We start from the raw sequence: 12,821 nt of genomic DNA, 5'->3' as shown, positions 1-12,821 counted from the left end.
GACGCCATGGAGACGCGGCCGGTCGTCGGCTCGCCGCTGAAGCACGATTCAGCCGACAAGCACGTCGCCGGCGAGGCCGTCTATGTCGACGACATCCTGGAGCCGGCGGGAACCGCCCATGCCTGCCTCGGCCTCTCCAGCATCGCCCATGGCCGGCTGCTATCGCTCGACCTGTCGGCGGTCGAAGCCACGCCCGGCATCCTCGCAGTCCTGACCGCCGCCGACATCCCCGGCGAGAACGATATCTCCTCGACGCACAAGCATGACGAGCCAGTCTTCGCGACGGACAGGATCCTGCATCACGGCCAGCCGCTCTTCGCGGTGATCGCCACGACCCGCGAGCAGGCGCGGCATGCCGCGGCGCTGGCGAAAGCGGAATACGAGGAAGCTGCGCCCCTGCTCGACGTCGCTTCGGCGCGCGCCGCAGGCGGCGAACTCGTCACCGAGCCGCTGAAGCTCGAACGCGGCGATGTCGCGGCCGGTCTCGCGGCGAGCCCGCGCCGGCTCAAGGGCGCGATGGCGATCGGCGGACAGGATCACTTCTATCTCGAAAGCCAGATCGCCCTCGCCATTCCCGGCGAGGATGGCGACATGCTCGTGCACTCCTCGACCCAGCATCCGAGCGAGGTCCAGCACATGGTCGCCTCCGTGCTCGGCGTCGGCGCGCATGCGGTGACGATCGAGGTCCGGCGCATGGGCGGCGGCTTCGGCGGCAAGGAGACGCAGGCCAATCTCTTCGCCTGCGTCGCGGCGCTCGGCGCCCGCAAGCTCGGGCGGCCGGTGAAGCTCAGGCCCGACCGCGACGACGACATGGTGATCACCGGCAAGCGCCACGACTTCGTCGTCGACTACGATATCGGTTTCGACGATGACGGGCGCATCCATGCGGTCGACGCCGTCTATGCGGCGCGCTGCGGCTGGAATGCCGACCTTTCCGGCCCGGTCACCGACCGCGCTTTGTTCCACATGGACAATTGCTATTTCTACCCGGCAGTACGGGCCCGCTCCGAGCCTCTACGGACGCATACGGTCTCGAACACCGCCTTCCGCGGCTTCGGCGGGCCGCAGGGCATGGTCGGGGCCGAACGCTTCATCGAGGAGGTCGCCTACGCCACCGGGCTCGACCCGCTGGAGGTGAGACGGCGCAATCTCTATGGCGGCGAGGACCGGCTGACGACGCCCTATCACCAGCAGGTCGAGGACATGATCGCCGGCGAGGTGATCGACGAGCTGGAACGCGACTGCCATTACCGCGAGCGGCAGCAGGCGATCCGCGCCTTCAACCGCGAGAGCCCCGTCATCAAGCGCGGCATCGCGCTGACCCCGGTGAAATTCGGCATCTCATTCACCGCGACCTGGTACAATCAGGCCGGCGCGCTGGTGCATGTCTATACCGACGGCACGATCTCGCTGAACCATGGCGGCACAGAAATGGGCCAGGGGCTCTACCAGAAGGTGGCGCAGGTCGTGGCCCAGGCCTTCGGCATCGGCCTCGACAAGATCAGGATCACCGCGACCACTACCGGCAAGGTGCCGAACACCTCGGCGACCGCCGCCTCCTCCGGCTCCGACCTCAACGGCATGGCCGCGCTCGACGCCTGCGAGACGATCAAGCAGCGGCTCGTGGCTTTCGCCGCGGAGCGCTGGCAGGAGGCGCCAGAGGCAATCGTCTTCCTGCCTGGGCGGGTTCAGATCGGGGCGCGCGAGATCGCCTTCGTCGAGCTGGTCAAGGCGGCCTACATGGCCCGCGTCCAGCTCTCGGCGACGGGCTTCTACGCCACCCCGAAGATCCATTGGGACCGCAAGGCCGGGCGCGGCCACCCCTTCTACTATTTCGCCTATGGCGCGGCGGCCTCCGAGGTCGCGATCGACACGCTGACCGGCGAGTACAAGGTCGAGCGCGTCGACATCCTGCATGATTGCGGCAACTCGCTGAACCCGGCGATCGACAAGGGCCAGATCGAGGGCGGCTTCGTCCAGGGTATGGGCTGGCTGACCACCGAAGAGCTGGTCTGGGACGAGAAGGGGCGCCTTAGGACCCATGCGCCCTCGACCTACAAGATCCCCGTCGCCTCCGACCGCCCGCGCATCTTCAACGTCGCATTGCTGGAGAACGCTCCGAACCGCGAGCACACGATCCACCGCTCCAAGGCGGTCGGAGAGCCGCCGCTGATGCTGGCGATCAGCGTGCTGCACGCTCTGTCGGATGCGGTCGCCAGCGTCGGCGAGCATCGCTTCTGTCCGAAGCTCGACGCACCGGCGACGCCCGAGCGCGTGCTCGACGCGGTCGAGCGGGTGCGGGCCCTGGCTGCAGCCGCGGAGGGCGCATCATGACGCTCTCCGATTTTCTCGGCAGGCAGCTCGGTGAAGGCGCGATCATCGTCCGCATCGAACGCGCGCAGGGCTCGACGCCGCGCGAGGCCGGCGCAACGATGATCGTCGGCAGCCATGACAGCGCCGGCACGATCGGCGGCGGGCAGCTCGAATTCCATTGCCTCGACCTCGCCCGCGAGATGCTGGCGACCGGCGAGGATCGGCGCCGGATCGACCTGCCGCTCGGCCCGCAAATGGGCCAGTGCTGCGGCGGGCGCGTCGAGGTCTTGCTGACGCGCGCCATCCCCGCCGACCTCGCCGCCCTGCGCTCGAGCGAGACGAAAGCGGCTGCCAGCCGGCCGCAGGTGCTGATCTTCGGCGCGGGGCATACCGGCCGGGCGCTCGCGCACTGCCTTTCCCTGCTGCCCTTGGCAGTGACGCTGATCGACGACCGCCCTGACCAGTTCGCGGACCTGCCCGAGGCCATTTCCTGCCTCCATCTCGACGATCCCGAGCAGGCGCTCGTCACGGCGCATGCCGGCGCTGCCTTCATCGTCCTGACCCACAGCCATCCGCTCGACTACCGGCTGGCCGAGGCGGCGCTTCTGCGCGGCGATGCGGCCTATGTCGGGATGATCGGCTCAGGCACGAAACGCGCCCGCTTCGAGGCGAGCTTCCGCCGCCGGCATCCCGGAAGCACGGCTTTGACGCGCCTGACCTGCCCGATCGGTGGATCGGATGTGCATGACAAGCGTCCGGAGGTGATCGCGGCCTTGACGGCGGCCGAGCTGGTACGTTGGTTGCTTGGCGAGAAGGCGGCCTTCGCGGGGAAGGACGCCACCCTGCCAGAGAAAGGCCGAGCCGCCCATGACGCAGCCGCCTGACGAGACGGCCTCCTTACGTCTGGCGCTCGCCCATGTCTCCAAGAGCTTTCCGGGCGTGAAGGCCAATCAGGACATCAGCTTCGGTGTCCGCCCCGGCGAGATCCATGCCCTGCTCGGCGAGAACGGCGCCGGCAAGTCGACCCTGGTCAAGATCATCTACGGCGTGCAGCGCGCCGACGAGGGCGAAATCCGCTGGGACGGCCACCCAGTCGAAATCCCCTCGCCCAAGGCCGCCCGCAAGCTCGGCATCGGCATGGTGTTCCAGCATTTCTCGCTGTTCGACGGCATGACGGTGCTGGAGAACATCGCGCTCGGGCTCGACGAGAAGGTTCCGGCGGAAGAGCTGAAACGGCGGATCAAGGCGATCCTCGACAGCTATTCGCTGCCGCTCGATCCCGATCGCGAGGTGCACACGCTTTCGGTCGGCGAGCGCCAGCGCATCGAGATCGTGCGCTGCCTGCTGCAGAAGCCAAAACTCCTGATCATGGACGAGCCGACTTCGGTGCTGACCCCGCAGGAGGTCGAGCGCCTGTTCGACACCCTGCGCCAGATCGCCGCCGAGGGCTGCTCGATCCTCTACATCAGCCACAAGCTCCACGAAATCAAAGCGCTGTGCTCGGCCGCGACCATCCTGCGGGCCGGCCGGGTCGTCGCGACCTGCGATCCGCGCACGGAATCGACCCGGCGCATGGCCGAGCTGATGATCGGAGCGGAGCTGAAAAGCATCGAGCGTCCCGCGGGAACCGGCGAGGCGCGCCGAGCCCGCCTCGTCGTCAGCGGACTGAACATGCCGGGCGAGCCGCCCTTCGGCACCGACCTGAAGACCATCGGCTTTACCGCTTATGCCGGCGAAATCCTCGGTATCGCCGGCGTCGCGGGCAATGGACAGGCCGAGCTGCTGCTGGCTCTGTCGGGCGAGCGCCGCACCGCCTCGAACGATGCCGTCAAGCTCGACGGGCAGGCGCTCGGTCATGCCGATGCCGGCCGGCGCCGCGCCGCCGGACTCGCCTGCGTGCCTGAGGAGCGCAACGGTCACGCCGCAGTGCCGGATTTCTCGCTCGCCGACAATGTCGTGCTGACGGCGCGGCATCGGCTGCCGCTGGCGCCCTCCGGCCTGATCCGGCAAGGCGCGGTCGACGCCTATGCGCGCGAGGTGATCCAGCGCTTCGACGTTCGCACCACCGGCCCCGCCGCCCTCGCCGGCGCGCTCTCCGGCGGCAATCTGCAGAAGTTCATCATGGGTCGCGAAATCGGCCAGAATCCTGAGGTCCTGGTCGTCGAGCAGCCGACCTGGGGCGTCGATGCCGGCGCCGCCGCCGCGATCCGGCAGGCGCTGGTCGATCTCGCCGCCAGGGGCTCGGCGATCGTGGTGATCTCGCAGGACCTCGACGAGCTGCTCGAATTGGCCGACCGGCTCTGCGTCATCAATGAGGGCCGGCTTTCGGAAGCCAGGCCGGTCGCCGGGCTTAAGCTGGAGGAGATCGGCCTGCTGATGGGCGGCGTCCATGGCGAGGCGGTAGCAGCGGACCATGCCCATGCTTGAATGGCGCCGCCGCAGCGAACCGAGCCGGGCGATGCTCTATCTGAGCCCGCTGATCGCTATCGCCCTGACCATGCTGACCGGCATGCTGGTGTTCAGCGCGATCGGCTATGACGGCTTTCACGCGGTCAAGGCGATCTTCCTGACGCCGCTGCTCGAACCGCAGCGCTGGGCCGATCTCGGCGTCAAGGCCGCGCCGCTGGTGATCATCGCGCTCGGCCTCGCCATCGGTTTCCGGGCCAATGTCTGGAACATCGGCGCCGAGGGGCAATATGTGATGGGCGCCATCGCCGGCACCGGCGTCGCCTTGCTCACCCATGACATGACCGGCTGGTGGATCCTGCCCGCCATGGCGCTGGCCGGCGTCATCGGCGGCGCCGCCTGGGCCGCGATCCCCGCTTTCCTCAAGGTCCGGCTGCAGGTCAGCGAGATCCTGACCAGCCTGATGCTGAGCTATGTCGCCGTCCAGTTCCTGTACTACCTCGTACGTGGCCCGTGGAAGGACCCAGACGGCTTCAACTTCCCGCAGACCAAGATGTTCAGCGGCGATCAGGTGCTGCCCGCCATCGCGGAGGGCTCGCTGGTCCATCTCGGCGTTCCCGTCGCATTGCTGCTGGCGCTCACCGCCTGGTTCGTTCTGGGCAGGACAGTCGCCGGCTACGCGGTCAGGGTCGTGGGGCGGGCGCCAGCGGCCGCCCGCCATGGCGGCTTCGACGCGAACCGCATCACCTGGGCCGCCCTGCTCGCCAGCGGCGGGCTCGCGGGCCTGGCCGGGCTGTTCGAAGCGGCGGGTCCCTTCGGCCAGCTCACCCCGCAATTTCCGGTCGGCTACGGCTTCACCGCGATCATCGTCGCCTTTCTCGGACGGCTTTCGCCGATCGGCATCGTCTTCGGCGGCCTCGTCCTCGCGGTGACCTATGTCGGCGGCGAGATCGCGCAGAGCACGGTCCGGCTGCCGCAGGCGGCGACCGGCATGTTCCAGGCGATGCTGCTGTTCTTCCTGCTCGCCACCGACGTGCTGGTGCGCTGGCGGCTCGCCTTCCGGCGCGGCCACGCGAAGGTTGCGCCATGACCAGCGTCATCCTCGTCTCGATTTTCATGACGCTGGCGGCGGCGGCGACGCCGATCCTGCTGGCGGGCCTCGGCGAGCTCGTCACCGAGAAGGCCGGCGTTCTCAATCTCGGCGTCGAGGGCATGATGCTCTGCGGCGCGGTGACCGGCTTTGCGGTCGCCTACAGCAGCGGCAGCGTCACGCTCGGCCTCGTCGCCGCGGCAGTCGCCGGCCTCTTGGCGGCGATGATCTTCGCCCTGCTGACGCTCGGCCTCGGCTCCAACCAAGTCGCGACGGGGCTCGCGCTGACCATCTTCGGGATTGGCGTCTCCTCGCTGTTCGGCGCCGGCTATGTCGGCCGCACCATCCAGCGGCTCGGACCGCTCTTCCCGGCAGATTATGCCGCGCATCCATGGCTGCGCCTGGTCTTCGGCCATGACGCCCTGGTCTATCTCTCGCTGCTGCTGGTTCTCGCGGTCAGCCTGTTCCTGCGGCGCACGCGGGCCGGGCTGATCCTGCGCGCCGTCGGCGAGAACGCCGAGTCCGCCCATGCCATCGGCTATCGCGTGCTCGCTATCAGGGCCGCCGCGACCGGCTTCGGTGGCGCGCTCGCCGGGCTCGGCGGCGCCTATTTCTCGCTGGCGCTGACGCCGATGTGGGCCGACCGGCTGACCGCCGGACGCGGCTGGATCGCGCTCGCCCTCGTCGTCTTCGCCGCCTGGAAACCGGGACGGCTGCTGCTCGGCGCCTATCTCTTCGGCGCCGTCGCGACCTTCGAATTGCAAGCCAAGGCCGCCGGCATCAACTGGGTCGCGCCGGAGGTGCTGGCGATGACACCCTACCTTGCGACCATTGTGGTTCTGACGATGATGTCGCTAGGAACGAGAACCGGCGGCCGCAACGCGCCCGCCTGCCTTGGCAAGCCTTTCCCGGCGCCCTAGCGCCGAAACCGACAACGGGGAGCACAGACAATGTCGACCATCATCACCCGCAGGACGCTTCTGGCCGGCGCTGCCGCGACCTCGGCGCTGCCGCTCATCGGGGGAGCCCAGGCGCAGGCGCCGCTCGGCGTCGGCTTCGTCTATGTCGGCCCGATCGGCGACCACGGCTACACCTGGACCCATGACCAGGGCCGACTGGCGCTCGAAAAGGAGTACGGCGCCAAGATCAAGACCAGCTTCATCGAGAACGTGGCCGAGGGGCCGGACGCGGCGCGCGCCATCCGCCAGCTCGCCCAGGCCGGCAACCAGATCATCTTCGCCACCTCGTTCGGCTTCATGAACCCGACGATCCAGGTCGCCAAGCAGTTCCCTAAGATCAAGTTCGAGCACGCCACCGGCTATATGCGCGCCGAGAACGTCGCGACCTATAATGCCCGCTTCTATGAGGGCCGCGCGGTCCTCGGCACCATCGCCGGGCACATGTCGAAATCGGGCCAGGCCGGCTACGTCGCCTCCTTCCCGATCCCGGAAGTGGTGATGGGCATCAACGCCTTCCACCTCGCCGCCAGGAAGGTGAACCCGAACTTCAAGACCAAGGTGATCTGGGCCTCGACCTGGTACGATCCGGCCAAGGAGGCCGACGCGGCCAAGGCGCTGATCGACCAGGGCGCCGACATGATCACCCAGCACACCGATTCCGCCGCCCCGCTGCAGGCAGCTGAACAGCGCGGCGTGTTCGCCTTCGGCCAGGCTTCCGACATGAGCGCCTTCGCGCCGAAGGCGCATCTGACCGCAATCGTCGACGACTGGTCGGGCTACTACATCAAGCGCGTCAAGGAGGTCATGGACGGAACCTGGAAGACCGGCGACGTCTGGCACGGCCTCAAGGAAGGCATGGTCAAGATGGCGCCCTACAACGCGGCGATGACGCCGGCGGCCCGGGCCGCAGCCGACGAGGTCCAGAAGGGCATCATCGCCGGCACGTTCCACCCCTTTACCGGCGAGCTCAAGGACCAGAAGGGCACGCTGCGCCTGAAGGCCGGCGAGACCGCCAGCGACGAGATGCTGTCCAAGATGGACTGGTATGTCGACGGCGTGCAGGCCTGAGGCTGCTATCGAGTAAGCGTCATGCTCGGGCTTGACCCGGGGCATCTCTTGCCGAAGGAGGCGCCGTAAAGCGCCTTCTCGTCTGGAATTGCTCGGGTCTGCGCTTCGCTCCGCCCGAGAATAGCGCCTCGATCCACGCACGAAAATTACCCGCAGGACCCCCCTTGCAGATATTTTAAGCTTGAAACAATATGACTGCCGACGCCGTCTGGACGGGGATGGGGAACCCCGCCGGCGGCCGTATCTGGCACGTCCCGGGAGGACATCAGACATGAATCTCAAATTCGCATTGTCGCTCAGCGCCGGCATGCTCGCCCTCGGGCTTTCGAGCGCCCAGGCGCAGGAACCCTTGAAGATCGGCGTGGTCAGCGTGCTGACCGGGCCTGCGGCGGCCCTCGGCCAGCAGGTTCGCGACGGCTTCCAGCTCGCGGTCGACCAGAACGGCGGCAAGCTCGGCGGCGTGCCGGTGCAGATCACCATCATCGACGACGAGCTGAAGCCCGATGTCGCGGTCGGCAAGGTCCGCAGCTTCGTCGAGGGCGGTAAGGTCGACTTCGTCGTCGGCCCGGTGTTCTCCAACATCCTTGGCGCGATCGCCAAACCCGTGCTGGATTCCGGCGCCATCCTGATCAGCCCGAACGCCGGCCCGTCGACCATGGCCGGCAAGGCCTGCCACCAGAACTTCTTCGTGACCTCGTACCAGAACGACCAGGTCCACGAGGTGCTCGGCAAATACGCCCAGGACCAGAACTACAAGAAGGCCTATATCATCGCGCCGAACTACCAGGCGGGTAAGGACTCGCTGGCCGGCTTCAAGCGCTATTTCAAGGGCGAGGTCCTCGACGAGGTCTATGTCCCGCTGACCTCGCTCGATTTCTCGGCCGAGCTCGCCAAGATCGCTTCGGCGAAGCCCGACGTGGTCTTCGCCTTCCTGCCCGGCGGCCTCGGCGTCAACTTCGTCAAGCAGTGGTCGCAGGCCGGCCTCACCGGCAAGGTGCCGTTCCTCTCCGCCTTCACGGTCGACGAGTCGACCCTGCCGGCGCAGCAGGACGCCGCGGTCGGCATGTTCGGCGGCATGACCTGGGCGCCGAACATGGACAATCCGCAGACGAAGAAGTTCGTCGCGGCCTATGAGGCGGCCTACAAGATCGTGCCCGGCTCCTATGCCCAGCAGGCCTTCGACGCCGCGCAGCTGATCGACTCGGCCGTGAAGGCGGCGGGCGGCACCGGCGACAAGGACAAGCTGCGCGCCGCGCTCAAGAAGGCCGATTTCACCTCGCTTCGCGGCAAGTTCAAGTTCAACACCAATGGCTACCCGATCCAGGACTTCTACCTGGTCAAGGTCGCCAAGCGGCCGGACGGCAAGTTCCAGACCGAGATCGCCCAGAAGGTGTTCACGGACTACGCCGATCCGCACGCCAAGGATTGCGCGCTGAAGTGACGCTTTCGTCCTTCACCGCGACCTGAATGGTCATCCCGGGCGGGCTTCAGCCCGACCCGGGATCCATGCCAGACCGACCGATGTTCAGGCATGGGTTCCGGCCCTCCGCTTCGCTGCGGCCGGGATGACGGCGTCTGTTGTTCTTAAGCCGAGTTGCGCAAGCGCATGACCACCGGCCTCCTCCTTGTCCAGATCCTGAACGGGCTGCAGTTCGGCATCCTGCTGTTCCTGGTGGCGGCAGGGCTGACCCTCGTTTTCGGCGTGATGGATTTCATCAACCTGGCGCATGGCGTGCAGTACATGCTCGGCGCCTATCTGGCGGTGACCTTCGTCGCGCTGACCGGCTCCTTCGTGCTCGGGCTTGTACTGGCGCTGGCGGCGGCGCTGGTCTTCGGCCTCGCGCTCGAATTCCTGGTCTTCCGACATCTCTACGAACGCGACCATCTCGACCAGGTGCTGGCGACCTTCGGGCTGATCCTGCTGCTCAACCAGGGCGTCAAGATCATCTGGGGCGCGGCTCCGCTCTCGGTGCCGGTGCCGGAGTTCCTCTCTGGCAATGTCGCGCTGCTGGACGGCATCCTCTATCCGACCTACCGCTTCGCACTGATCGGGGCGGGGCTCGCCGTCGGCCTGCTGCTCTGGTTCGTCGTCGACCGCACCCGCACCGGCATGCTGCTGCGCGCCGGCGCCTCGAACGCCCCGATGGTCTCGGCGCTCGGCGTCGACATCCGCAAGCTGTTCATGATCGTCTTCGCCTTCGGCACCATGCTGGCCGGCTTCGCGGGGGCGATGGCGGCGCCGATCCTCTCGGTCGAGCCCGGCATGGGCGACACCGTCCTGATCCTCGCCTTCGTCGTCATCGTCATCGGCGGCATCGGCTCGATCCGCGGCGCCTTCGTCGCGGCCCTGATCGTCGGCCTCGTCGACACGCTCGGCCGCTCCTTCATGAACGATTTGCTGCGCCTGTTCATGAGCGCGCCCTCGGCCCGGGCCACCGGCGCCGCCCTCTCCTCCATGCTGATCTACCTCCTGATGGCGGTGGTGCTGTTTCTGAGGCCTGAGGGGCTCCTGCCCTCGCGGGGTCGCACATGAGCACGGCTCCGGCGCTGGCGGAGACGGTGGCCGCCCCGGCCCCGCGCAGGCGCGGCCGGCTGCTGCTGCCGATCCTGCTCTTTGGGCTGCTGGCGCTGGCGCCGCTCGCCGTCAGCCTCGGCATGCCCTCCGGCTGGCTCGCTCTGCTGACGCGGGCGATGATCTTCGCGATCGCGGCGCTCTCGCTCGACCTCATCCTCGGCGTCGGCGGGCTCGTCTCCTTCGGCCACGCCGCCTTCCTCGGCATAGGCGCCTATGTCACCGGCATCATGATCACCGAAGGACAGGCCGAGGCGCTGCTGATCCTGCCGGTGGTGCTCGGCATCTGCGCCCTGTTCGCCGCGATCACCGGGGCGATCTGCCTGCGCACCCGCGGCGTCACCTTCATCATGATCACGCTCGCCTTCGGCCAGATGGTCTATTTCCTGGCGCAGGCGCTCTCGGCCTATGGCGGCGATGACGGGCTGACGCTCTACGCGAAGAGCACCATTGCCGGCCTCGATCTGTTCTCGACCCGCACGGGCTTCTTCTATTGCGTGCTCGCCGCACTCGCCGGCTGCTATGCGCTGGTCCGCATCCTCGTCGCCTCGCGCTTCGGACGCATCCTGCGGGCGGCGCGCGAGAATCCGGTGCGGGTCTCGGTCACCGGCTTCGACGTCACCCGCATACGGCTCGTCGCCTATGTGATCAGCGGCATGGTCGCAGGGATCGCCGGCTTCTTCCTCGCCAACCATACCGATTTCGTCAGCCCGGCCTTCATGTCCTGGCAGCGCTCGGGCGAGCTGATCTTCATGGCGGTGCTCGGCGGCGTCGGCTCGCTGCATGGCGCGATCATCGGCGCCATCGCCTATCTCATCGCCGAAGACGGGCTCTCGCATCTGACCGAGCATTGGCGGGTGATCTTCGGGCCGCTGATCATTCTTTTCGTGCTGTTCACCCGTGGCGGCATCGTCGGCATGCTGCGCAAGCTGGGCGGGGGTGGCGGCGCATGAAACAGCCCGTCCTCACGCTCGAATCCGTGCGCAAATCCTTCGGTGCGCTCAAGGTCACCGACGATGTCAGCCTCTCCGTGGCACCCGGCGAACTGCATGCGCTGATCGGCCCGAACGGCGCCGGCAAGACCACGCTGGTCCACCAGATCTCCGGCATGCTCAAGCCCGACAGCGGCGCGATCCGCTTTCGCGGCGAGGACATTTCGGCGCTGACGCCGGAGAAGCGGGCGCGGCGCGGCCTCGCCCGCACCTTCCAGATCACCTCGACGATCGCCTCGCTTTCGGTGCTGGAGAATGTCGCACTCGGCGTGCAGGCCAAGGTGGCGCATCCGCTCTCACTGTTCCGTAATGCGGCGCGCGACGCGGCGCTGAACCGCCCTGCCCTGGCGGCGCTGGAGGCGGTAGGCCTCGCCGACCGTGCCGAGGTTCCTGCCGGGCGCCTCTCGCATGGCGAGAAGCGGGCGCTCGAACTCGCCATGGCGCTGGCGCTGGAGCCGGCCGCGATCCTGCTCGACGAGCCCTTGGCCGGCGTAGGCCGCGAGGAAGGCGAGCGCTTGATCGAGCTGCTCTCCAGCCTGAAGGGCCGCTATGCCATGCTCCTGGTCGAGCACGACATGGCGGCGGTGTTCGCGCTCGCCGACAAGGTCAGCGTGCTGGTCTATGGCCGCGTCATCGCCTCGGGCGAGCCGGCCGCCGTCAGGGCCGACCCGGCCGTGCGCGAAGCCTATCTCGGCGAGGAGGGCTGAACCGTGCTGACGGTCGAGAACCTCGATGCCGGCTATGGCGAGGCGCAGATCCTGTTCGGCGTCGATCTTGCGGTCGGCGCCGGCGAGGTCGTGACCCTGCTCGGCCGCAACGGAATGGGCAAGACCACGACGATCCGTTCGATCATGGGGCTGATCCGCCCGAAGGCCGGGCGCGTCAGCTTCGGCGGCGTCGACCTCACCGGCAGCGCGCCCTTCCACCTCGCCCAGGCCGGGATCGGCCTCGTCCCGGAAGGCCGCCAGATCTTCCCGACGCTCTCGGTCGAGGAGAACCTGATCGCGACGGCGGCCAGCCGCTTCGGCCAGCCGCGCTGGACGCTGGAGCGGGTCTACGCCTTCCTGCCACGGCTCAGGGAGCGCCGCGCCAACCGCGGCAACCAGCTTTCCGGCGGCGAGCAGCAGATGCTGGCGATCGGCCGGGCACTGATGACCAATCCCAAGCTCGTCATCCTCGACGAGGCGACCGAGGGGCTCGCGCCGATCATCCGTCAGGAGATCTGGGCCTGCCTCGCGGCGCTGAAGGCGGAAGGCGAGTCGATCCTAGTGATCGACAAGAATGTCGATGCGCTGGCCAAGATCGCCGACCGGCATATCGTGCTGGAGAAGGGCCGCGTCGTCTGGCGCGGCACGAGCGAGGCGTTGCGAAGCGATAGTGCGGTCAAGGACCGCTTCCTGAATCTGTAGAGGCAGGTCCGC

At 67.8% G+C, this 12,821-nt stretch carries 11 protein-coding genes; all 11 read left to right on the top strand.

Translation table 11 applies throughout. The annotated features are described in order from the left end of the window. Positions 1-6: 6 nt before the first annotated feature. On the top strand, positions 7-2,334 hold the full coding sequence (gene xdhB / locus J0J10_RS23000) for a xanthine dehydrogenase molybdopterin binding subunit (RefSeq protein ID WP_291649541.1): 2,328 nt from the start codon (positions 7-9) through the stop codon (positions 2,332-2,334). Beyond that, the gene (gene xdhC / locus J0J10_RS22995) at positions 2,331-3,197 is read left to right on the top strand and encodes a xanthine dehydrogenase accessory protein XdhC (RefSeq protein WP_291649513.1); all 867 of its coding nucleotides are present in this window, start codon (positions 2,331-2,333) and stop codon (positions 3,195-3,197) included. The genes xdhB and xdhC overlap by 4 nt, the downstream gene beginning before the upstream one ends. Then, positions 3,181-4,740: an ABC transporter ATP-binding protein gene (locus J0J10_RS22990; protein WP_291649512.1), complete on the top strand. Its 1,560-nt coding sequence runs from the start codon at positions 3,181-3,183 to the stop codon at positions 4,738-4,740. Before xdhC ends, J0J10_RS22990 begins: the two co-directional genes overlap by 17 nt. Then, entirely contained in the window at positions 4,727-5,809 is a 1,083-nt protein-coding gene (locus J0J10_RS22985) for an ABC transporter permease (protein WP_291649511.1), read from the top strand. The genes J0J10_RS22990 and J0J10_RS22985 overlap by 14 nt, the downstream gene beginning before the upstream one ends. Further along, entirely contained in the window at positions 5,806-6,729 is a 924-nt protein-coding gene (locus J0J10_RS22980; RefSeq protein ID WP_291649510.1) for an ABC transporter permease, read from the top strand. Before J0J10_RS22985 ends, J0J10_RS22980 begins: the two co-directional genes overlap by 4 nt. 30 nt (positions 6,730-6,759) lie before the next feature. Beyond that, complete coding sequence (locus J0J10_RS22975; protein WP_291649509.1) at positions 6,760-7,836, top strand: BMP family ABC transporter substrate-binding protein; 1,077 nt, start codon at positions 6,760-6,762, stop codon at positions 7,834-7,836. A gap of 271 nt (positions 7,837-8,107) precedes the next feature. Then, on the top strand, positions 8,108-9,277 hold the full coding sequence (locus J0J10_RS22970) for an ABC transporter substrate-binding protein (RefSeq protein ID WP_291649508.1): 1,170 nt from the start codon (positions 8,108-8,110) through the stop codon (positions 9,275-9,277). A gap of 165 nt (positions 9,278-9,442) precedes the next feature. After that, on the top strand, positions 9,443-10,369 hold the full coding sequence (locus tag J0J10_RS22965) for a branched-chain amino acid ABC transporter permease (RefSeq protein ID WP_291634161.1): 927 nt from the start codon (positions 9,443-9,445) through the stop codon (positions 10,367-10,369). Continuing rightward, positions 10,366-11,361, top strand: coding sequence for a branched-chain amino acid ABC transporter permease (locus tag J0J10_RS22960; RefSeq protein ID WP_291649507.1), 996 nt, complete (start codon positions 10,366-10,368; stop codon positions 11,359-11,361). The genes J0J10_RS22965 and J0J10_RS22960 overlap by 4 nt, the downstream gene beginning before the upstream one ends. Next, complete coding sequence (locus J0J10_RS22955) at positions 11,358-12,107, top strand: ABC transporter ATP-binding protein (protein ID WP_291649506.1); 750 nt, start codon at positions 11,358-11,360, stop codon at positions 12,105-12,107. Before J0J10_RS22960 ends, J0J10_RS22955 begins: the two co-directional genes overlap by 4 nt. A 3-nt stretch (positions 12,108-12,110) precedes the next feature. Then, complete coding sequence (locus J0J10_RS22950; RefSeq protein WP_291649505.1) at positions 12,111-12,809, top strand: ABC transporter ATP-binding protein; 699 nt, start codon at positions 12,111-12,113, stop codon at positions 12,807-12,809. Positions 12,810-12,821 lie beyond the last annotated feature (12 nt).

Origin of the sequence: Allobosea sp., assembly GCF_017308075.1 — a bacterium.
Lineage (GTDB): Bacteria > Pseudomonadota > Alphaproteobacteria > Rhizobiales > Beijerinckiaceae > Allobosea.
Note: the sequence above shows the minus strand (reverse complement) of the source record. Positions and strands in the feature narration are given on the sequence as shown.